Origin of the sequence: Bradyrhizobium sp. WBAH42, from assembly GCF_024585265.1 — a bacterium.
Lineage (GTDB): Bacteria > Pseudomonadota > Alphaproteobacteria > Rhizobiales > Xanthobacteraceae > Bradyrhizobium.
In genome coordinates this window covers 6152427-6172540 of record NZ_CP036533.1, presented here as the reverse complement: position 1 = coordinate 6172540, position 20114 = coordinate 6152427, and the positions used below count along the sequence as shown (strand labels likewise).

The window sequence follows — 20114 nt, the reverse complement described above, 5'->3', positions numbered from 1 at the left end:
TATAGCCTCGCGCTATGAACTGGGACGATCTGCGCATCATCGCTGCCGTCAGGGACGAGGGCACCTACGCCGGCGCCAGCGCGCGGCTGCGCATCGACGAGACCACGGTCGGACGCAGGCTGTCGCGCATCGAGCGTGCGCTCGGCTTGCGTCTGTTCGAGGCCGCCGACGGCGTCCGCCGGCCGACGCGGAGTTGCGAGGCGGTGCTGGCGCATGTCGAGGCGATGGCCGCACATGCCGCCGAGATCGGTCGCCTCAGCGAGAGCCTGGAAGGTCCGGTCGGACGTCTGCGCATCGCCTCCACCAATACGGTCGCCGAGGCGGTGCTGTCGCCGCGCACGAGCGACTTCCTGCGCGCTCATCCCGGCCTGACGTTGCAATTCCTCACCTCGAGCGAGAACGTCAAATTCTCGCGCTGGGAAGCCGATCTTGCCATCCGCCTCCGCAAGCCCGACAAGGGCGATTTCGCGATCTCCAGGGTCGGCGACATCAAGCTCTATTACTTCGAGCCTGCGAGGATCGAAGGCGAGCCGATGCTCTGCGTCTATCCGGACGAGCTCGGTGCCATTCCCGAGATGCAATTCCTGCGCACCAAGAAAGCCCGCGCGCGCTGCGTCACCGACAACGTTCGTGTCATCCGTAACCTGATCCGCGCGCATCAGGCCGCAGGCGTGTTGCCGGAGTATGTTTGCGCGGACTTGCTCGGCGATCGCCGCCTGCGCGCCACGCTGCTACCGAAGCGCCGCGACGTCTGGCTCTTGGTGCAGAACCATCTCAAGCGCGACGCTGCAGCGCGCGTGACCATCGACTGGGTGAGGGCGTGTTTCCAGGCGATGTCGCGCGGTTGAGGTGATGTCTCGCTGTGATCCTCGCGTCACACCGCGCAAGCTGCGACGAAAAATCTTGAGCCAGCCCCTTGCAACCCGAACGTGCCTGGTCTATTAGCGCCGTCCTTCGCTAGGCCGTGGGTTCGGGCTCGTTGAGATCCCGACTGGCGCGGGCCGGTCTTCCGGTTTCGTGTTCCGCCGAATGAAGGAGAAACGCAGGACGTAGCTCATGGAGAGCGTCGGGTTGAAAGCCCGAAGGCATCGGTTCGATTCCGATCTCTTGCACAAAGGATAGCTCAGTTTGGTAGAGCAGATGATTGTGACTCATCCTGTCGCGGGTTCGAATCCCGCTCCAGCGCTCCGTTTCAGCCTCATAAGCTGATACCTCTGAAGGGGACCGGACGCGCGCTTCAGTCGCCGTCCGGCCGCATTGCCCAAAAGGCTTTCGTCCGAACAACGACACTGTGAGACCGGCTTTGCGCCGCGGGTCGATACCGCTTGCGCCGATGCCGGGTGGCTCCGCATGACCGCGCGACACGTCTCGCGCGATCGCGCGTGCGCCCGTCATCGTGCAAGCTCAAGCCCCGGCCCGCCGATTTCATCGGAAGCGTCGTCCGCGTCCTCACGTCCTTTGCAAACGCAACCCGCTATCCGGCCGCGTTCGGCCGGAGGCAACATGATGGAGGCGTGTCATGACTTTGAACAAGGGCTGGCACTTGCTGATGCTGAACGTGACGGTGAAGGATGGCGAGCGTGCGTTGCTGACGCGCAACGGGCAGCTCGTGCGCGTGCTCGCGCCCGGCAAGCATCGCCTGTTCGATCCCCTGCACGAGCTGAAGGCCGAGGTGCTCGACGTGGTCCGCAGCGAATTTTCTGCGGAGCGCTATGCAGTGCTGAAGGCCGCGCGGCCTGATCTGGCCGCCGAACTGTTCGAGGCGGTCGAGACCAAGGCGGACGAGATCGCCATCGTCAGCCTCGACGGCCGGCCCGTGCATCTGATGACGCCCTGGCAGGTGCGCGTCTACTGGAAGGTCGCAACCCGCATCGATGTCGAGCGCATCGATGTGTCCGCTGATCCCAAGGTCAGCGCGCGACATCTGGCCATGATCGAGCGCAACCGTTCGGCCGTGACGTCGGAGACGGTGGTCGAGAACCACGAGGCGGGCCTGCTCTATGTCGAGGGCCGGCTCACCGAGCGGCTCGCGCCCGGCCGGCACGCCTTCTGGACCGTCGGCCGCAAGATCGAGGTGAAGCGCCTCGACCTGCGGCCCCAGGCGGTCGAGATCACCGCGCAGGAGATGCTGACCAAGGATCGCATCGCGCTGCGGGTGACGCTGACGGCGTTCCGTAAGGTGGTCGATCCCGAGCGCACGGTTGCGACCGTGCCCGACGTGGATGCGTGGCTGTACCGCCTGGTGCAGTTCGCGATCCGCGAGGCGGTAGCTGGCCGGACGCTGGACGAGGTGCTGTCGGCGAAGGCGGCGCTGGATGCGGAGCTGCGCGACTATGTGCGGGCACGCGTCGCGGAGTCCGGCGTCGAGGTCACCGAGCTCGGCGTCAAGGACGTGATCCTGCCCGGCGAGATCCGGGAGCTGGTGAACAAGGTGGTGGAGGCGGAGCGGGTCGCGAAGGCGAACCTGATCCGCCGGCAGGAGGAGACCGCGGCGACGCGTTCGCTCCTGAACACTGCCCGCCTGATGGAGGAGAACCCCCTGCTGCTGCGGCTCAAGGAGCTGGAGTCGCTGGAGCGGCTGGTCGAGAAGGTCGGCCGCATCGACCTCCATGCCGGTGACGGCCAGGGCCTCGATGCGCTGCTGACCCGGCTCGTGCGCCTGAAGGCGCCCGAGAGCGCATGAACCGAAGGGCCGCCCACGGGCGGCCCTTCACATCTGCGTTGCCGCCGTCTGCGATGAACGCGATCAGCGCGCGGCGCGACCAATTTGAGTTCGGCGGGATTGAGTACGCTCGCAGGTTGCGTCATCTTGGGGCCGCAACGTCTTGATCAGGGAAGGCACATGACCGTTCTTCAGGAATCGATCCGCCCCGCGGCGCGATCCAGCGACTGGAAGGCGATCGTTGTCCTGATCCTGATGATCCCGGTGCTGTGGTCGCCGGTGATCCTGTTTCGCTTCGTCCTGTATCAGCCGTTCAACATTCCGTCCGGTTCGATGGCACCGACGCTGATGGTCGGCGACTACGTCTTCGCGGCGAAATATGCCTACGGGTATGGCCGCCATTCGCTCACGTTCGCGCCGTCCTGGATCTCGGGCCGCATCCTCGCCGCCGATCCCGAATATGGCGACATCGTCGTGTTCCGGACGGCGAAGGACAGTTCTGTCGACTACGTCAAGCGCGTCGTCGGCCTGCCCGGAGACCGCATCCAGATGCGGCAGGGCCAGCTCATCCTCAACGGCCGCCCGGTGACGCGCGTCGCCCTGGAGGCGACACCCGCCGGCGAGGCCTGCGGTGTCGACGACCGCGCGGCCGTCAAGCGCTGGCGCGAGACGCTGCCGAGCGGCGCGTCCTATGTGACCTACGACTGCGCCGACGACGGCACCCTCGACAACACCAACGTCTTCACGGTGCCGCCGGGCCACTTCTTCGTGCTCGGCGACAACCGCGACAATTCCACCGACAGCCGCATGCAGTCGACATTCGGCTTCGTGCCGATGGACAATCTCATCGGCAAGGTGACGCGGATTTTCTGGTCGCTCGACGAGGACGGCGAGCCGCGCTTCGAGCGGATCGGGAAGGTGGAGTGAGGCGCCCCGTCATTCCGGGGCAGCGCGCAGCGCCTGGTTGCGCGCGCTCTATCCGGGCTGTCATTCCGGGGCAGCGCGAAGCGCTGAGCCCGGAATCCATCAATCTGCAAGCTCAGCTCGCGATTTGTGGATATAGGTCGATCCACTGGGGATTCTTCTCCTCAATAAGCCGGACCTTCCATTCCCGTCGCCACTTCTTCAATTCCTTCTCGCGCGCGATGGCAGTTAGGGGATCGTCGTAGATTTCGAACCAAACGAGCCTGTCGACAGAGTATCTCTTGCTGAAACCGGCGACGGCTTTGCTCTTATGTTCATGGATACGGCGAACGATGTCGTTCGTCACGCCGATGTAGAGCGTGCCGTATTTCTTGCTGGCGAGGAGATAGACGTAGTAGGCCATGAGCAAGTGGTGAAATGGATTCCGGGTTCGCGACTTCGTCGCGCCCCGGAATGACCATTTTACCACTTTGACGTGCATCGCCCAAACAAAAACCCCGGCATCGCTGCCGGGGTTTCGCGTGTCTCGACTTTGCCTGAGAGGCTGGATCAGAAGTCCATGCCGCCCATGCCGCCGCCCGGGGGCATCGCGGGGCCGGCGCCGCCCTTCTTGGGCAGCTCGGCGACCATGGCTTCCGTGGTGATCAGGAGCGCTGCCACCGAGGCTGCGTTCTGGATCGCGGTGCGGACCACCTTGGTCGGGTCGATGATGCCCTTCCTGACGAGGTCGGCATATTCGCCGGTCTGGGAGTCGAAGCCGTAATTGTAGGCCTTGTTCTCCAGGATCTTGCCGACGATCACCGAGCCGTCTTCACCGGCGTTGATCGCGATCTGGCGAGCGGGCGCCGACAGCGCCTTGCGCACGATCTCGACGCCGGTCTTCTGGTCGTCGTTCTTGGTGCGCAGGCCCTTGAGCTGCTCGGAGGCACGGAGCAGGGCGACGCCGCCGCCCGGAACGATGCCTTCTTCCACGGCCGCACGGGTCGCATGCATCGCGTCATCAACGCGATCCTTGCGCTCCTTCACCTCGACCTCGGTCGCGCCGCCGACGCGGATCACCGCGACGCCGCCCGCGAGCTTGGCGAGACGCTCCTGGAGCTTCTCACGGTCGTAGTCCGAGGTGGTCTCCTCGATCTGCGCCTTGATCTGGGCCACGCGCGCTTCGATGTCGGCCTTCTTGCCGGCGCCGTTGACGATCGTGGTGTTCTCCTTGTCGATCATCACCTTCTTGGCGCGACCGAGCATGTTGAGCGTGACGTTCTCGAGCTTGATGCCGAGATCTTCCGAGATCGCCTGGCCGCCGGTCAGGATCGCGATGTCCTGCAGCATGGCCTTGCGGCGATCGCCGAAGCCCGGAGCCTTGACGGCCGCGACCTTCAGGCCGCCGCGCAGGCGGTTTACGACCAGGGTCGCAAGCGCTTCGCCTTCGACGTCCTCGGCGACGATGACCAGCGGCTTGCCGGTCTGCACCACGGCCTCGAGCAGCGGCAGCAGCTCGTTCAGCGAGGAGAGCTTCTTCTCGTTGATGAGGATGTAGGCGTCGTCCATCTCGACGCGCATCTTGTCGGCGTTGGTGACGAAGTAGGGCGAGATGTAGCCGCGGTCGAACTGCATGCCCTCGACCACGTCGAGCTCGGTCTCGAGCGACTTGGCTTCCTCGACGGTGATGACACCCTCGTTGCCGACCTTCTTCATGGCGTCGGAGAGGAACTTGCCGATCTCGGCATCGCCGTTGGCCGAGATGGTGCCGACCTGGGCGATCTCGTCGTTCGAGGTGACCTTCTTCGAGTTCTTCTCGAGGTCTGCCACGACGGCTTCGACCGCGAGGTCGATACCGCGCTTGAGGTCCATCGGGTTCATGCCGGCGGCGACCGACTTGGCGCCTTCCTTCACGATCGCGGCCGCGAGCACGGTCGCGGTGGTGGTGCCGTCGCCGGCCGCGTCAGCGGACTTGGAGGCGACTTCGCGCACCATCTGCGCGCCCATGTTCTCGAACTTGTCGTCGAGCTCGATCTCCTTGGCGACGGTGACGCCGTCCTTGGTGATGCGGGGAGCGCCGAACGACTTGTCGAGCACGACGTTGCGGCCCTTCGGACCGAGCGTGACCTTCACCGCGTTGGCGAGGATGTCGACGCCGCGCAGCATCTTGTCGCGCGCTTCAACCGAGAATTTGACTTCTTTGGCTGCCATCTGAATTTTTCCTTGAGGGTTTGACTGGAGGGAGGAGAGGGGCTCTTAAGCCGCCTTCTTCTTGGACTCGCTGACTTCGAGAACGCCCATCACGTCGCTCTCCTTCATGATCAGCAGGTCCTGGCCGTCGATCTTGACCTCGGTGCCGGACCACTTGCCGAACAGCACGCGGTCGCCGACCTTCAGGTCGATCGGGATCAGCTTGCCAGCTTCGTCGCGGCCACCGGGGCCGACGGCGACGACTTCGCCCTGGGAGGGCTTTTCCTTGGCAGTGTCGGGAATGATGATGCCGCCAGCGGTCTTCTCTTCGGCGTCGATGCGCTTGACCACGACGCGGTCGTGAAGCGGACGGAATTTCATGCAGTCCTCCTAAGCAATTGCTCGGGTTGAGGTTTTGAGGTTGTTAGCAATCGTTGCCCGTGAGTGCTAGCACGGGCGACGCTGAAATAGGACAGGAATTTTGCGGGGGCAAGGGTTTGTAGCAGAAAAAATAGCAGCCGAAAGCGCGGACTGCCAGAAACCCTTTGCCATCGTTAACCAGCCTCGGCGGCCTCTTCGAGGCCGCTTGGGAGGCCGTATTAGCACGGAGTCGTCTCTGCTGCTAAAGCATTGAATTTCAACAGCTTGTTAAACTTTTGGGCTTGAGATGAGTTGTCAGTTTGCGTCACATTTCTCTCATGTGAGCGCATCGTTTCCGGGTGGCTCCCGGGGCACGGACAGGCCACCCCCGCAAATGCGCTCCTGCAAAGGAGGTTTGGCATGGGACTGCGCGTTGGGGGCGTTTCCGAGGAATTTCGGAAACAGATGCTGGGCTACGGGCTGACGACGGCACAAATTCTCTATCGGATGCCGGATCATCCCTCGCTGCTGCAGACCTATGTCTGGCAGAACTACGACATGTTTCCGAAATTCCCCGCGCTGACCGACTTCCTGGCGTTCTGGCAGGAGAAGCTCGACGGTCCCCTCCACTCAGTCACGGTGGCACATTGCAAGCTGATCAAGCCGGCCGAGCTCCGCGCCGTCGACGGCGTGTTCCGGCTGCATTGAACAGCGCAGCGGTCTCGTAGGGTGGGCAAAGGCGCGCACTTCGCGCGCCGTGCCCACCATCTCTGCGCAATATCTGGCAATGGTGGGCACGCTACGCTTAGCCCACCCTACGAGATCTCCCAATCAGATGCCGCTGCAATAGCGCGTCCACATCGCGCGATAGGCCTCGTCCACCGCTTGCGCATATGCGACGGGGTTGCCCGCGGCCGCGGCGTTGATCGTTGCGGGCAATTCGCGGCGCAATTGGTCGAGCTCGCCGATCTCGGCCGCACGGCTGGCGGCGATCTCGACATAGGCCTCCTCGCTGTCGGCGACCCAGTCCGGCAGGCCAAGCGCGGTGAGGATGGCGCCGGCAGCGCGGCCGGGCAGGCTGTTGCCGAGCTTCGCCACCACGGGCACGCCCATCTGCAGGGCTTCCCATGTGCTGACGCCGCCGTTCTGCGGGAACGGGTCTAGGGCAATGTCGATGCGGTTGAACGATGCCAGATGCTCGTCCCGCAAGGTGGCTCCAAGCAGATCGACGCGTTCGGCCGGCAATCGGCACGCCGCAAATCGCGCCAGCAGCTTGTCGCGGACCAGCCGATCGTCGAGCGCAACGTCCTTGATCAGCAGTCGCGAGCCCGGCACCCGCGCGAGAATCCTGGACCAGACTGCCGCTGCCTCGTCCGAGATCTTGCTGATGCGGTTGAAGACACCGAATGTGACGAAGCCGTTCGAGAGCGCCGGCGTCTTGCCCTGCGCAATTCCGGCCGGCAGCGGCGCCAGGGTCACGAAGCACGGCAGATCGACGACCGTCTCTGCAAACAGAGGCCGAACCGCCGAAGGAATCCCGACCGGATCCGAGAACAGATAGTCGATCGTCGGCAGTCCGGTGCCGGTGCCGTGGCCCCAGCCGTGCGCCTGGATCGGTGCCGGCTTGCGCGCAAATACACCGAGGCGGTTTCCTCTGGTATGGCCGGACAGATCGATCAGGATATCGATGCGATCGTCGCGAATCTGGGCGGCAAGGCGATCGTCGCTCCATTGCGAGGCATCACGCCAGCGATCGGCGATGGCTTGAAATTCGCGTGTCGTCGCGTCCACTTTCGACGAGCACGAGTAGCACACGATCTCGAACCGGGTCCGATCATGGTGTTGCAGCACGGGCTTGAAAATGAACGCGGCCGAATGCGCGTTGAAGTCCGACGAGACGTAGCCCAGCACCAGGCGGCGATCCGGATCGCGGCTGTTGTCATGCGGTGCCGCCGCTTCTGACGCGAGTTTCGCGCCGATCCGCTCCCACCATACCCGTCGCGCCTGCTGATGCTGCGCGACGCTCGCGTCCGGCACGAAGTCGAGCGCGAAGATCTTGCTGGAGATCGCGCTCTCGAGGTCGGGCCGGATGTCGAGGGCTCTGTCGAAACTGGCGAGGGCTTCGTCGACCCGGCCGAGCCCGGCAAGGCAGAGGCCCAGCACCAGGTGAGCCTGATCGGAATCGGGCGCGATCGCGAGCGCCTTTTCGCAATCGGCCAATGCCTGGGCCATCTGCTGGGTCTGGAGCAGGACATTGGCGCGCCAGAGCCATCCGTTCACGTCGTCAGGGGCGAGGGCGATTGCCCGATTGCAATCCGCCATGGCCTCGTCAAATCGCTGCAGCTCCCGGAGCGCAACGGCGCGGTTCGCCAGCGCCGCCGCATAGTCGGGCTTGATCGCGAGCGCGCGGTTCAGGCTTGCGAGCGCCTCGTCGTAGTTGCGCAGACGGCAGAGCGCAGAGCCCCGGCCGTTGTGGGCTTCAGCCAGGTTTCCGTCGATGGCGAGCGCCCGATCGTAGCTGTCGAGGGCTTCCAGGTGCCGATCAAGGGCTGCGTTCGCGTTGCCGAGGTTGGACAGGGCCAGGGCGTAGTTGGGCCGCAAGGCGAGGGCCTTGCGATAAATCTCGCGGGCCTCAGCGTGACGTTTCAGCCCGTTCAGCGCGACGCCCAGGCTCATATGGGCTTCGGCCGATCGCGGATCCGCGGCAACCGCCCGGCTCAGCAAGATCTCGGCCTGCTGATAGTTCTTCGCATCGGACTCCAGGGCGCCGAGCATATGCAGGGCGATGAATTGATTGGGTGCGATCTGCAGGAGCTGGCGATAGGCAGCCTTGGCCTCGGGCAGGCGTCCCTTCTTGTGCAATTCGAGCGCTTGCCCGAGCAAGGGTAGCGATTCGGCCTTTTGCCGTTTCTGAAGCCGGGCATTTTGAAATGCACGCTGACCGACATTGCTGCCCATGAATCATTCCCCCGGATTTCCCCGGCGAAACTAGTTCAGCGCGAGAACGAAGACGAGACGACGGTCGCTCGCCACGCCAGCCTGGGGCAAGCTACGATCGATGCGGAGATCGCGTGATTGGCCAACAGCCTCTTACCCTCCCCTGGAGGGGGAGGGTCGGCTCACATGGAGCGCAGCGAAATGTGAGACGGGGTGGGGTGACGGTCTCTCGACGTCGAACAGTGTCCGAGTGGAGAGATCACCCCACCCCGCTCGCGCTTCGCGCGATCGACCCTCCCCCTCCAGGGCAGGGTAAGCGCAGATGCGGCGCTACTCAGCACAATCAGCCCGCAATTGCTGCCTCGCCCGGGACTGGGTAGTCTGGCGTTCGAGCCACATCCGTGCGATGGGCGCGGCTCATAACAGGGAGGCAGACAATGGCCAAGCAAAGGGCATCGAGGCCCGCATTGAAGACCGCGGCGAAGAAGCGGAACGGCGCCAAGGCGGCGGCGCGATCCTCTGCACGCAAGGCCGTGAAGGCGAAGGCGCGCACCGCCGCGCCGAAGAAGGCCGCACGTCCGAAGCAGCGCATCGCCGTCAGCCATCACCGCGAGGAAGACTTCAGAGCCGACGGCCTGCGCACCTACGCGAAGTACCGCGATCTCGGCATCGCCGAGGCGACCCATGGCCTGGCGCAGGCGCATGTGATCCGCTTGCAAGGCCCCTGCAATCCGGCCGAGGTCTCCAAGCTCCACTATCACGACGTCGAATTCCAGATGGTCTACGTGCTCAAGGGGTGGGTGAAGACCTATATGGACGGACAGGGCGAGACCTTGATGAAGCAAGGCAGCGCCTGGACCCAGCCGCCGAAGATCAGGCACATGATCCTGGACTATTCGGACGACGTGGAGCTGCTGGAGGTGATCCTCCCCGCTGAGTTCAAGACGGTGGAGTTGAAGGCGTAAGCGCGACCCTTGATCGCTAAAATCCGGTCGATCCGCGAAACCGGGCGGTCAGCAATCGGGATGATTTCGGCCGCCCCGCAACCTCGGTGCTAACCAGTCGAAAACACCTCTCGCGTCAACTCAAGGCTGTGACAACGCGGGAAATGCTTTCATGGCGACCAACACTTTTGGCCGACGCGGCACCGTAGCGCCCGCTCCAAGAGCATCGTTCCAACCCGCAGCCGCGCCGATCGCTGTTGAGAAGCCCTCGTCAAGCGAGGAGACGCTCTTTGCCGACAACAAGCTTCTGGCCGATATCCCCTTCCTCACCCTTGGCCTGATCTTCGCTCTGCTCCTGATCTTCGCTCTGCAACGCAGTCTGGCCGTCGACATTGCGCGGGACGGCGACCTCGATGTCCGCTCGCTGATCGCTCAGGGCGCCTCCGGCTACGATCTCGTCATCGGAAGGGGGGAGTGGTGGCGGATCGGTCTTGCGCCGCTTCTGCATGGCAGCGGATGGCACCTCGTGAGCAACTGCGTCGCGCTGTTCATCGTCGGTGTCAGGCTGGAGTCGCTGATCGGCCGCGGCTGGTTTGCGCTGATCTTCGTGGCCAGTGCATTGGCAGGCGAGGCCGGCTCGCTACTGGGCAACGGTCCCGGCACGGTCGGCGTCGGGGCATCCGGCGCCATCACCGGGCTGATCGCCGCGCTGTTCGTCGCGAGCTTCGAGCCCGAAGCCGATGCCGATCAAACCATATCGCGGCTGAAGACCTCGCTGTTCTTCGGTGTTCCCGCACTGCTGCCGCTTGCCTTCGGCGCGTCCGGCAACGTCAACTATTATGCGCATGCAGGCGGTGCCGTGGCCGGCGCCGCGCTCGCCGTCACGCCGTGGCTGGCCTTCTGGTCCTATGACAGCCTGCCGCGAAGTGCGAGCATGACCTTGCTTGCAGGATCCATCGGATCTCTCATCTGCGCCGGCTTCGCCGCCGCGCATTTTTCGGCTTACATGGCCGACGCCGCGCACTATATCCGCGCCTCGGAAGTGCCGGTGAAGGCTGACGAGATGGTCTCACGGTCGCTTGATCTCGTCACCCGCTACCCGAAAGACGCGCGGGCTCACGTGTACCGTGCGGTCTTCTTCCTGGAAAAAGCGAACCTTAGTGCCGCCGAGACGGAAGCGCGAACCGCCATGGCGCTCGCAGCTTCGGACGTGGCGGGCGGGCCGGTGCGTGCCGGGGCGCAGGGCTTGATGGCGGTGTTGCTGTGGGCGCAGGGGCGAACCAGCGAAGCGAAGGCCATGGCGGCCGAGCCGTGCCGTGCCAAGATGCCCGAGGTGCGCCGCATCCTGCAGAAGTCGAAACTATGCGGTTGAGCCGTACGTTCCTTCCGCCGTCATTGCGAGCGAAGCGAAGCAATCCAGAAATGTATCTACGGAAACAGCCTGGATTGCTTCGCTTCGCTCGCAATGACGGTAGAGAGAGCCTACGTCAACACCCCCACCACCGCCCCCATCAGACACGTCGTCAGCGTCCCTGATACAATCGACTTCAGCCCCAGCGCGTTGATCTCCTCGCGCCGCTCCGGCGCCATCACCCCTAAGCCGCCGATCATGATGCCGAGGCTGGCGAAATTGGCGAAGCCGCACATCGCATAGAGCATGATCAGGCGCGAGCGCGGATCGATCGTATCGGGCGGCAACTTCGAGAAGTCGACATAGGCGATCAATTCGTTGAGCACGGTCTTGGTGCCCATCAGGCCGCCGGCGGTGATCGCCTGATCCCACGGCAGCCCCATCAGCCAGCACACCGGCGCCATGACGAGGCCGAGCAGCCGCTGCAGCGAGATCGCGGCGCCGCCGATGTGCGGAAGCAGGCCGAGGATGGCGTTGACGAGATAGACCAGGGCCACCAGCACCAGCAGCATCGCGACGATGTTGATCAGCAGCTCGATCCCCGCGCTGGTGCCTTTGACGATCGCATCCATCGTGCTGGCGACCTCCATCTCCGGATCCTCCAGCGCGCCGCCGGTGCGCTTGTCGGATGTTTCGGGCACCATGATCAGGCTGACCAGGATCGCCGCTGGCGCGCCGAGCACGGAGGCGATGACGAAATGCGCGGCGGCGTCGGGGATGAGCGGGGCCAGCAGCGTCGCATAGAGCACCAGCACGGTGCCGGCGATGCCGGCCATGCCGCCGGTCATGACCAGGAACAACTCGCTGCGCGTCATCTGTGCCAGATACGGCCGCACGAACAGCGGCGCCTCGACCATGCCGAGGAAGATGTTGGCGGCGGTCGAGAGACCGACCGCGCCGCCGACGCCGAGCGTACGCTCCAGCAGCCAGGCCATGCCGCGGACGATCGGTGGCAGCACGCGCCAATAGAACAACAGCGTCGTCAGCACGCTCATGACCAGCACGATCGGCAGCGCCTGGAACGCCAGGATGAAGTCCGCGCCGGGCGCCTTCAGGTCGAAGGGCAGGGCTCCGCCGCCGACATAGCCGAACACGAAGGCGGAGCCGGCCCGCGAAGCCGCCGAGATCGCGCCGACCGCGTCGTTGATGGCACCGAAGGCATGGGCGACGACTGGCAGCTTCAGCAGCACGAGGGCGGTGACGAAGGTCGCGGCGAGGCCGATCGCAGCCTGGCGCAGCGACACGGCGCGCCGATTCTCCGCCAGCGCGAAGGCGATCAACAGCAATGCGAAAATGCCGAGTGCCGATTGCAAGCGCAGCATGGTGTCCCCAAACCCTCAATGATTATGGCCGCCCATGCGCTGCAAAGGCAATGCCGGGACCGGCCGGAAACGCCCCAGTGTTGACAAGCGGGGCCACCTCGGCCACGCGGGAGGCCTTCGACATCGAGGGAAAGAGCGGTCCGAGGGTGACCCGACAGGCGATGCCAGAGCAGCCAATATCCGGACATCGACCGGTCAGCGCCGGCGCGCTTCTCGCCCACCGCGCCTTCCTGTTCTTCCTGCTCTCGCGCAGCCTGTCGCGCTTCTCCAGCCAGATCGCGGCGGTTGCGATCGGCTGGCAGATCTACGATCTCACCGGCTCGGCCTTCGACCTCGGCATGGTCGGCCTCGTCCAGTTCCTGCCCACGGCGCTTCTGGTGTTCGTCGCAGGCCACGCCGCCGACCGCTACGAGCGCAAGCGCGTGGTCCAGCTCTGCCAGCTGGTGGAGGCCGCGACCGCGCTCTATCTCGCGACCATCACCTATCTCGGCGCGGTCAGCGAGGTGCAGATCTTCATCGCGACCTTCCTGCTCGGGATCGCCGGCGCGTTCGAGAGCCCGACCACGGCGGCGCTGCTGCCGTTGATCGCGCCGCAGGGCTCGCTCCAGCGCGCCACTGCCGTCTCCAGTGGGGCGGCGCAGGTCGCGACCATCACGGGACCTGCGCTCGGCGGCATCGCCTACGCAATCGCCCCGCACCTGGCCTATGCCGTGATGGTCCTGTTCTGGGTGTTGGGGATGATTTTGACCGGCTTCATCCGTCCGCGCCCGCAGGCGATCGCAAGGGAGGGGATGGACTCCGACAACATCTTCGCCGGTGTCCGCTTCATTCGCAGCAACCCGGCAATCCTCGGGACCATCTCGCTCGATTTGTTCGCCGTGCTGTTCGGCGGCGTCACGGCGCTGCTGCCGATCTATGCCCGCGACATCCTCCAGACCGGCCCGGTCGGGCTCGGCGTGCTGCGCGCCGCGCCCGCGGTCGGTGCCTTGCTGATGACCATGGTGCTGGCGCGACACGCGATCTCCAGGCATGTGGGCCTGCGCATGTTCCAGGCGGTGATCGTGTTCGGCCTCGCCACCATCGTGTTCGCGCTGTCGTCCTGGATGTGGCTGTCGGTGCTGTCGCTCGCGATTCTCGGCGCGGCCGACACGATCAGCGTCGTGATCCGCTTCTCGCTGGTGCAGCTGTCGACGCCCGACGAGATGCGCGGCCGCGTCGGCGCGGTGAATTTCCTGTTCATCAACGCCTCGAACCAGCTCGGCCAGTTCGAGAGCGGCCTCACCGCCGCCCTGTTCGGCGTCATGCCCGCCGCCGTGCTCGGCGGCGTCTGTACGGTGGCCGTGGCGCTGCTGTGGATGAAGCTGTTTCCGACCCTGCGCAAGGTGGAGAGCCTGGAGTAGGGCACCGCTCTCTCCACGTCATTGCGAGGAGCCCTTGCGACGAAGCAATCTAGAATCGTGCCGCGGAGGCAGCCTGGATTGCTTCGCTGCGCTCGCAATGACGATTGTGGAGGCAGCGCCGGGATTTAGCTGACGTCACCCTCGCGCGCCGAAGCCCGTTGCAACCCCACGCCGCCTACTGTGCATGGGGTTGTTTTCGCAGTTTGGTTTCAGCCTCGCCCCACGAACGGCATCTTGGTCGCCATCACCGTCATGGTCAGCACGTTGGCATCGAGCGGCAGGCTGGCCATGTAGGCGACGGCATCGCCGACCGCTTTCGCATCCATGCGCGGCTCGTGCTTGGTGGTGCCGTCGGGCTGCAGCACGCCGGGGCCGTTGACCATGCGGTCGGTCATCGGGGTTGCGGCATTGCCGATGTCGACCTGGCCGACGGCGATGTCGTACATGCGGCCGTCGAGATTGCTGGCCTTGGTCAGGCCGGTAATGGCGTGCTTGGTCGAGGTGTAGGCCGCCGAGAACGGCCGCGGCGCGTGGGCCGAGATCGAGCCGTTGTTGATGATGCGGCCGCCGCGCGGGGTCTGGTCCTTCATGATGCGGAAGGCGTGCTGGGTGCACAGGAACGGGCCGGTGAGGTTGGTGTTCACCACCGCCTGCCATTGCTCGAGGCTGAGGTCCTCGAAGTTCACGGCCGGCGCGCCCATGCCGGCATTGTTGAAGAGCACGTCGAGCCGGCCATAGGTCGCCTTCACCTTGTCGAACAGCGCGGCAATGGAGTCCGGCTTGGTCATGTCGGCGGTGACGCAGAGGCTTTTCCCGGCGGGACCGAGCTTCGCCGTCTCCTCGAGCATGTCGAGCCGGCGCCCTGCGAGCACCACGGTGAAGCCGGTGTTCATCAGCGCCAGCGACGCCGCTCGCCCGACGCCGGTGCCGGCGCCCGTCACCAATGCGATCTTTTTCGCGTCACTCATCGTTTCCTGCCTTTTCTCTTCTGCTGTCAGGTTTTGGGTTCTTTGTCGTTCTTGTAGGGCGGGCGCGGAATATTCTGGTGAGCCGCGCGCAAGGCCGCCGACCAGCGTGAGCGCAGGTCGTGGAAGTAAGGCTCGCCCGCCTCGATGCGGTGGTTGAGATCGGCTTCGCAGGCGTCGGTGCGCACCACCAGCACGTCGATCGGCAGGCCGACGCCGAGGTTCGAGCGCATCGTCGAGTCCATCGAGATCAGGCCCGTCTTCAGCGCCTCGTAGAGCTCGACGTCGTAGTGCATGGCACGGTCGAGCACCGGCTTGCCGTATTTGTGCTCGCCGATCTGCAGGTAGGGCGTGTCGGTGGTGCACTCGATGAAATTGCCGGCGGTGTAGACCATGAACAGGCGCATGCGCGCGCCCTTGATCTGGCCGCCGAACAGGAAGGAGACGTCGAAGGACACATCCTCGGATTTCAGCGCCGGCCCTTCGGTGGCATGCACCGCCCGGATCGCCCGGCCGATGCGCTGGGCCGCCTGGAACATGGTCGGCGCGTTCATCAGCGTCTCGATCTCGCCCGTGTTGGGGTCTTCGAGGCCCTCGGTCAGCGTCGACAGCACCGACTGGCTGATGGCGAGGTTGCCGGCACTGGCAATCGCCATGATGCGCTCGCCGGGCTTGGAGAAGATGTGCAGCTTGCGGAAGGTCGAGACGTTGTCGAGGCCGGCATTGGTGCGGGTGTCGGCGATCATCACCAGACCGTCCCGAACCAGGATTCCGCAGCAATAGGTCATTTCCAGTCCCCGAACGCGTTTGCGCGGAATTACTAGCCAATTTCAGGGGCCACTCCAACCCCCGATTCCGGCCGTCATTCCGGGGCGCGACGAAGTCGCGAGCCCGGAATCCATCGGGCCGCAGAGTGGTGGATGAATGGATTCCGGGCTCGCGCTACGCGCGCCCCGGAATGACGAGGAATCGGCTTAGCGCTCCACTCAGGCCTCAGTCCGCCGCATCGACCAGAAACGCCTCGTCGACGGGCACGCCGAGCGCCGTGACCAGCCGGTTGGTCTCCGCGGCCATGCCGACGATGGCGAGCAGCTCGCCATATTCGGCCTCGGTCATGCCCTTGGCCCGCGCGGCGGCGGTGTGGGAGTGGATGCAATAGCTGCAGCCATGCGCGATCGACACCGCGACGTAGAGCATTTCCTTGACCTTGGGATCGAGCGCGCCCGGAGCCATCACCTCCTTGATGCTCTCCCAGGTTCGCCGCAGCGTCTTCGGATCATGCGCCAGCGCGCGCCAGAAATTGTTGACGAAGTCCGATTTCCGCACCTTGCGGATATCGTCGAAGACGGCGCGCGCCTCGCTGGAGAGCTCATCGTCCGAAAGCAGTTTTACGGTGGCCATGGGTACCTCGCCGGTCTGATCCGATCCCGCAAGTGTAGCACGCCGAATGCGTTCGGCTGGCAGCTCCTAGCCCTGCCGCTGGGACTGCGATTGCGACTGCCCGCCGCGGCCGGCCTGCTCGACCTTCACCGCCACCGTCAGCGTTTCCGTGCCGCCGCCGTAGCGCGTGCCGCGCACCGGGGCGGCGCCGAGATAGTCGAGCCCGATTGCGACGCGGACATGGGCGTCGGTGGCGCAGATGCTGTTGGCGGGATCGAAGCCGACCCAGCCGAGATCGGCCACGTAGGCCTCCGCCCAGGCATGGCCGGCGTCCTGGTGCACCGTGTCGTCCGCCCGCAGGAAATGCCCGGAGACGAAGCGCGCCGGCACGCCGCCGGCGCGGGCGCAGGCGATGAAGATGTGCGCGTAATCCTGGCAGACCCCGCGCTTGAGCGTGAACGCCTCCGCCGCGGACGTGCCGCTGTTGGTGGGGTCCTCGTCGAACGTCATGTGATCGGCAACCTGCGTCATCAGCGTGTGCAGGAAGCCCAGCGTGTCGCTCTCGGCCTCGCTGCGCAACTGGCGCGCGACCGCCGCCATCGCCGGATTGACGGAGGTGAGATCGGTGGCGCGCAGGAACATGCCGGCGGGAAACCGCTCATCGGCGCCGCGCAGCACGCCGCCGGTGTCGTGGGTCTCGATCAGCCCTTCGGCAATGATCTGGATGTCGCCGACGGGCCCGCAGGACAGCACGTGGGTGACGTTGCCGAACGCGTCCTCATGCATCTCGAGCTTGGTGTCGGTGGAGACGTCGATCTGCCATTCCGCGACGTACTGCCCGTCATGGCTACCCGGCGTCATGCGCAGAATCTGGATCACGCTGGTGGCCGGCGGCTCGTAGCGATAAGTCGTGGTGTGCTGGATTCGCAGGCGCATGGTGGACCGTTGTTCTGGCGTCATTCCGGGGCGATGCGCCAGCATCGAACCCGGAATCTCGAGATTCCGGGTCTGGTCCTTCGGACCATCCCGGAACGACAGCGTGGATCAAATCAAATACTGCTTCGTGATGATTTCGCCCAGCCTGGAATTGTCCGCGATGAATTCCTGAATGAATTCATGCACGCCATGCTGGAAAATGTCGTTCATGTTGCTGTGTTCCAGTCGGTTGCGGATGCCGCGGGCGTGGCGCTGGGCCGGGCCCTGGCGGCCATAGGCGACGCCGATCTGGTCGAGGTTGCGCACGAGGTTGCCGTAGCAGCTGGCGAGCGAACGCGGCAGCGTGTCGTTGAGGATCAGGAGGTCCGCGATCAGCCAGGGCTTCAGCGTCTCGCGATAGACCCAGTGATAGGCCGTCAGCGCCGAGACCGAGCGCAGGATCGAGCTCCACTGGTAGAAGTCGAGCGGGCCGCCGACATGCTCTTCCTCGGGCAGCAGCACGTGGTACTTCACGTCGAGAATGCGCGCGGTGTTGTCGGCGCGTTCCAGGTGAACACCCATGCGCGAGAACCAATAGGCGTCGTTGCGCAGCATGGTCCGGTAGGCCGAGCCGTCGAAGCGCAGCGAGGTCTCCTGCACGAAGCGCAGGAATTTTGCGAGGTCCTCGCGCGTCGAGGTGCCCTTGCTCCACACCGCCTGCAGCTCGATCCACGCCGAGTTGATGGTGTCCCACATTTCGCTGGTGAGCGCCGTGCGCACGGAGCGCGAGTTCAGCCGCGCCGCTTCTATGCAGTTTCGGATCGAGGACGGGTTGTTCTGGGAGAACGAGAGAAACTCGACGACATTGTGCTCGTTGGCTTCCTCATAGGCCTGATAGAAGCTCGCAGCGACGCCGGCGGTGAGCAGCGCCGAATCCCATTCATTGGTCTTGCCGATATAGGCGGCGGGAAGCGCGGTGACGCGCAGCGTCGCATCGATGGTGCGCGCGAGATATTCGGCCCGTTCGACGTAGCGGGCGAGCCAGTAGAGGTTTTCGGCAGTACGCGACAGCATCTCTCTACTCGTCCAAAATCCAGGTGTCCTTGGTGCCGCCGCCCTGGCTCGAGTTCACCACCAGGGAGCCTTCCTTGAGCGCGACGCGGGTGAGGCCACCCGGCACGATCGTTGTGCTCTTGCTGCCCGTAAGCACGAAGGGGCGAAGATCGACGTGGCGCGGGGCGAGGCCCGAGGCGGTGCAGGTCGGGCAGGTCGAAAGCGCCAGCGTCGGCTGGGCGATAAAACCTTCCGGCTCGCGCTTGAGCTTGTCGCGGAACGCTTCGATCGTCGCCTTGGTCGCGGCAGGACCGATCAGCATGCCGTAGCCGCCGGAGCCGTGCACTTCCTTGACGACGAGCTCGCTCAGATTGTCCAGCACATAGGCAAGGTCTTTCGGCTCGCGGCAGCGCCAGGTCGGCACGTTCTTCAGGATCGGCTCCTCGCCCAAATAGAATTTCACGATGTCGGGCATGTAGGAGTAGATCGCCTTGTCATCGGCGATGCCGGTGCCGACGGCGTTGGCGAGCGTGATGTTGCCGGCCGCATAGGCCGACATCAGGCCGGGCACGCCGAGCACGGAATCGGGACGGAAGGTGAGGGGATCGAGGAAGTCGTCGTCGACGCGGCGATAGATCACGTCGACTCGCTTCAGCCCTTCCGTCGTGCGCATGAACACTTCGTTGTTCTTGACAACGAGGTCGCGGCCTTCCACCAGCTCGATGCCGAGCTTGTCGGCGAGGAAGGAGTGCTCGTAATAGGCCGAATTGTAGACGCCCGGGGTGAGCAGGGCCACCGTCGGCTCGCCCGAAGCGCTCTGCGGCGCGACCGAGCGGAGCGCGGCGAGCAGCTCGTCCGGATAGCGCTCGACCGGCGCCACCCTGTGGCGGGCGAACAGATCCGGAAACAGCCGCATCATGATCTCGCGGTTTTCCAGCATGTAGGAGACGCCCGACGGCGTGCGGGCGTTGTCCTCCAGCACGATGAAGTCCTCGGCGTCGACCCGGACAATGTCGATGCCGGCGATGTGCACGTAGACGTCATGCGGCACCTGCTGGCCGTTCATCTCGGGCCGGAACACCGGATTCTGGAAGATCAGATCGTCGGGCACGATTTCGGCGCGAAGGATGTCGCGGCCGTGATAGATGTCGCGCAAGAACATGTTGAGCGCGCGCACGCGCTGCTTCAGGCCCTTCTCCAGGACGCCCCATTCCTTGGCGGACATGATCCGTGGAATCACATCGAAGGGGATCAGGCGCTCGGTGGATTCGGAATCGCCGTAGACTGCGAAGGTGATGCCGATCCGGCGGAACAGGAGCTCGGCTTCCTGGCGGCGATATTCAAGCGCCTCGGGAGGCGTCTCCTTGAGCCAGCGTGCCAGCTCCTGATAGGCGGGGCGAAGGTCCCCGCCGGGAATGTTCATTTCATCAAACGCGACTGCCATAGATCCCGACTTGTCTCCGCAAGGCGTTGCGCCATTCGACAGATCGTCAGGCCTTGGTGAAGACCGCAACGTCCTGGCCACGCGTCAACAGTGCATGACTTTCATGTGGTAGCAAGGGCCGGGCCAGCGCGATAAGCATGGAGAAGGGGCATTTGCCGCCGATGGCCGGTGGCGTGCCTGAAAAAATGGCTGAAGACTGCTTATTTCGGAAGCAAAACCGCGTGACTT

General features: G+C 64.7%; 19 protein-coding genes and 2 tRNA genes. 10 read left to right on the top strand and 11 right to left on the bottom strand.

Features of this window, described 5'->3' with window-relative positions:
* The first annotated feature begins 14 nt into the window (after positions 1-14).
* The 5 genes from DCG74_RS29095 to lepB all read left to right on the top strand — a co-directional run bounded on the left by DCG74_RS29095 (position 15) and on the right by lepB (position 3589).
* On the top strand, positions 15-848 hold the full coding sequence (locus DCG74_RS29095; protein WP_172783033.1) for a LysR family transcriptional regulator: 834 nt from the start codon (positions 15-17) through the stop codon (positions 846-848).
* Between the two features lie 194 nt (positions 849-1042).
* Positions 1043-1112 (top strand) — tRNA-Phe (locus DCG74_RS29090).
* 4 nt (positions 1113-1116) lie between these two features.
* Positions 1117-1182 (top strand) — tRNA-His (locus tag DCG74_RS29085).
* Between the two features lie 337 nt (positions 1183-1519).
* Positions 1520-2683, top strand: coding sequence for a slipin family protein (locus DCG74_RS29080; protein WP_172783034.1), 1164 nt, complete (start codon positions 1520-1522; stop codon positions 2681-2683).
* A gap of 159 nt (positions 2684-2842) precedes the next feature.
* Complete coding sequence (gene lepB / locus DCG74_RS29075) at positions 2843-3589, top strand: signal peptidase I (RefSeq protein WP_172783035.1); 747 nt, start codon at positions 2843-2845, stop codon at positions 3587-3589.
* Positions 3590-3701: 112 nt separating this feature from the next.
* On the opposite strand, the gene DCG74_RS29070 is transcribed toward lepB, so the two are convergent.
* The 3 genes from DCG74_RS29070 to DCG74_RS29060 form a co-directional block, all read right to left on the bottom strand.
* Positions 3702-3989, bottom strand: a complete 288-nt coding sequence (locus DCG74_RS29070; protein WP_172783036.1) for a GIY-YIG nuclease family protein — start codon at positions 3987-3989, stop codon at positions 3702-3704.
* 146 nt (positions 3990-4135) lie between these two features.
* Complete coding sequence (groL, locus tag DCG74_RS29065) at positions 4136-5776, bottom strand: chaperonin GroEL (protein WP_172783037.1); 1641 nt, start codon at positions 5774-5776, stop codon at positions 4136-4138.
* 45 nt (positions 5777-5821) lie between these two features.
* Positions 5822-6136, bottom strand: coding sequence for a co-chaperone GroES (locus DCG74_RS29060; protein ID WP_025037205.1), 315 nt, complete (start codon positions 6134-6136; stop codon positions 5822-5824).
* Between the two features lie 399 nt (positions 6137-6535).
* Here DCG74_RS29060 and DCG74_RS29055 point away from each other — a divergent pair, with 399 nt between their 5' ends.
* The gene (locus DCG74_RS29055) at positions 6536-6823 is read left to right on the top strand and encodes an usg protein (protein ID WP_036029809.1); all 288 of its coding nucleotides are present in this window, start codon (positions 6536-6538) and stop codon (positions 6821-6823) included.
* 123 nt (positions 6824-6946) lie between these two features.
* Here the strand turns inward: DCG74_RS29055 and DCG74_RS29050 are convergent, their stop codons facing one another.
* Positions 6947-9073 carry a tetratricopeptide repeat protein gene (locus DCG74_RS29050; protein ID WP_172783038.1) on the bottom strand — a complete coding sequence of 709 codons (2127 nt, stop codon included), beginning with the start codon at positions 9071-9073 and terminating at the stop codon, positions 6947-6949.
* Here DCG74_RS29050 and DCG74_RS29045 point away from each other — a divergent pair.
* The 3 genes from DCG74_RS29045 (at position 9017) to DCG74_RS29035 (ending at position 11368) form a co-directional block, all read left to right on the top strand.
* Positions 9017-9190 carry a hypothetical protein gene (locus DCG74_RS29045; protein WP_172782854.1) on the top strand — a complete coding sequence of 58 codons (174 nt, stop codon included), beginning with the start codon at positions 9017-9019 and terminating at the stop codon, positions 9188-9190. The genes DCG74_RS29050 and DCG74_RS29045 overlap by 57 nt on opposite strands.
* A 299-nt stretch (positions 9191-9489) precedes the next feature.
* Positions 9490-10017, top strand: a complete 528-nt coding sequence (locus DCG74_RS29040; protein WP_172783039.1) for a cupin domain-containing protein — start codon at positions 9490-9492, stop codon at positions 10015-10017.
* A 151-nt stretch (positions 10018-10168) separates the two neighbouring features.
* A complete protein-coding gene (locus DCG74_RS29035) occupies positions 10169-11368 on the top strand; it encodes a rhomboid family intramembrane serine protease (RefSeq protein WP_246708692.1) in 1200 nt (399 codons plus the stop codon).
* A gap of 110 nt (positions 11369-11478) precedes the next feature.
* On the opposite strand, the gene DCG74_RS29030 is transcribed toward DCG74_RS29035, so the two are convergent.
* On the bottom strand, positions 11479-12729 hold the full coding sequence (locus tag DCG74_RS29030) for a NupC/NupG family nucleoside CNT transporter (RefSeq protein WP_172783040.1): 1251 nt from the start codon (positions 12727-12729) through the stop codon (positions 11479-11481).
* Between the two features lie 161 nt (positions 12730-12890).
* Here DCG74_RS29030 and DCG74_RS29025 point away from each other — a divergent pair, with 161 nt between their 5' ends.
* On the top strand, positions 12891-14129 hold the full coding sequence (locus DCG74_RS29025) for an MFS transporter (protein WP_172783041.1): 1239 nt from the start codon (positions 12891-12893) through the stop codon (positions 14127-14129).
* 209 nt (positions 14130-14338) lie between these two features.
* Here DCG74_RS29025 and DCG74_RS29020 read toward each other — a convergent pair whose 3' ends face one another.
* From DCG74_RS29020 to DCG74_RS28995, 6 genes are all read right to left on the bottom strand, one after another.
* Positions 14339-15097 carry an SDR family oxidoreductase gene (locus DCG74_RS29020; protein WP_172783042.1) on the bottom strand — a complete coding sequence of 253 codons (759 nt, stop codon included), beginning with the start codon at positions 15095-15097 and terminating at the stop codon, positions 14339-14341.
* Positions 15098-15123: 26 nt separating this feature from the next.
* Positions 15124-15882: a proteasome-type protease gene (locus tag DCG74_RS29015; protein WP_025037198.1), complete on the bottom strand. Its 759-nt coding sequence runs from the start codon at positions 15880-15882 to the stop codon at positions 15124-15126.
* Between the two features lie 205 nt (positions 15883-16087).
* The gene (locus DCG74_RS29010) at positions 16088-16495 is read right to left on the bottom strand and encodes a carboxymuconolactone decarboxylase family protein (protein WP_172783043.1); all 408 of its coding nucleotides are present in this window, start codon (positions 16493-16495) and stop codon (positions 16088-16090) included.
* A 66-nt stretch (positions 16496-16561) separates the two neighbouring features.
* Complete coding sequence (locus DCG74_RS29005; RefSeq protein WP_172783044.1) at positions 16562-17410, bottom strand: transglutaminase family protein; 849 nt, start codon at positions 17408-17410, stop codon at positions 16562-16564.
* Between the two features lie 108 nt (positions 17411-17518).
* Entirely contained in the window at positions 17519-18463 is a 945-nt protein-coding gene (locus tag DCG74_RS29000; protein ID WP_172783045.1) for an alpha-E domain-containing protein, read from the bottom strand.
* A 4-nt stretch (positions 18464-18467) separates the two neighbouring features.
* Positions 18468-19886: a circularly permuted type 2 ATP-grasp protein gene (locus DCG74_RS28995; protein WP_172783046.1), complete on the bottom strand. Its 1419-nt coding sequence runs from the start codon at positions 19884-19886 to the stop codon at positions 18468-18470.
* Positions 19887-20114 lie beyond the last annotated feature (228 nt).

Excerpts from the sequence above, each read along its gene's own strand:
- DCG74_RS29095 (WP_172783033.1), top strand. The coding sequence starts at position 15 with ATGAACTGGGACGATCTGCGCATCATCGCTGCCGTCAGGGACGAGGGC.
- DCG74_RS29080 (WP_172783034.1), top strand. The coding sequence starts at position 1,520 with ATGACTTTGAACAAGGGCTGGCACTTGCTGATGCTGAACGTGACGGTG.
- lepB (WP_172783035.1), top strand. The coding sequence starts at position 2,843 with ATGACCGTTCTTCAGGAATCGATCCGCCCCGCGGCGCGATCCAGCGAC.
- DCG74_RS29070 (WP_172783036.1), bottom strand. The coding sequence starts at position 3,989 with ATGGCCTACTACGTCTATCTCCTCGCCAGCAAGAAATACGGCACGCTC.
- groL (WP_172783037.1), bottom strand. The coding sequence starts at position 5,776 with ATGGCAGCCAAAGAAGTCAAATTCTCGGTTGAAGCGCGCGACAAGATG.
- DCG74_RS29060 (WP_025037205.1), bottom strand. The coding sequence starts at position 6,136 with ATGAAATTCCGTCCGCTTCACGACCGCGTCGTGGTCAAGCGCATCGAC.
- DCG74_RS29055 (WP_036029809.1), top strand. The coding sequence starts at position 6,536 with ATGGGACTGCGCGTTGGGGGCGTTTCCGAGGAATTTCGGAAACAGATG.
- DCG74_RS29050 (WP_172783038.1), bottom strand. The coding sequence starts at position 9,073 with ATGGGCAGCAATGTCGGTCAGCGTGCATTTCAAAATGCCCGGCTTCAG.
- DCG74_RS29040 (WP_172783039.1), top strand. The coding sequence starts at position 9,490 with ATGGCCAAGCAAAGGGCATCGAGGCCCGCATTGAAGACCGCGGCGAAG.
- DCG74_RS29035 (WP_246708692.1), top strand. The coding sequence starts at position 10,169 with ATGGCGACCAACACTTTTGGCCGACGCGGCACCGTAGCGCCCGCTCCA.
- DCG74_RS29030 (WP_172783040.1), bottom strand. The coding sequence starts at position 12,729 with ATGCTGCGCTTGCAATCGGCACTCGGCATTTTCGCATTGCTGTTGATC.
- DCG74_RS29025 (WP_172783041.1), top strand. The coding sequence starts at position 12,891 with ATGCCAGAGCAGCCAATATCCGGACATCGACCGGTCAGCGCCGGCGCG.
- DCG74_RS29020 (WP_172783042.1), bottom strand. The coding sequence starts at position 15,097 with ATGAGTGACGCGAAAAAGATCGCATTGGTGACGGGCGCCGGCACCGGC.
- DCG74_RS29015 (WP_025037198.1), bottom strand. The coding sequence starts at position 15,882 with ATGACCTATTGCTGCGGAATCCTGGTTCGGGACGGTCTGGTGATGATC.
- DCG74_RS29010 (WP_172783043.1), bottom strand. The coding sequence starts at position 16,495 with ATGGCCACCGTAAAACTGCTTTCGGACGATGAGCTCTCCAGCGAGGCG.
- DCG74_RS29005 (WP_172783044.1), bottom strand. The coding sequence starts at position 17,410 with ATGCGCCTGCGAATCCAGCACACCACGACTTATCGCTACGAGCCGCCG.
- DCG74_RS29000 (WP_172783045.1), bottom strand. The coding sequence starts at position 18,463 with ATGCTGTCGCGTACTGCCGAAAACCTCTACTGGCTCGCCCGCTACGTC.
- DCG74_RS28995 (WP_172783046.1), bottom strand. The coding sequence starts at position 19,886 with ATGGCAGTCGCGTTTGATGAAATGAACATTCCCGGCGGGGACCTTCGC.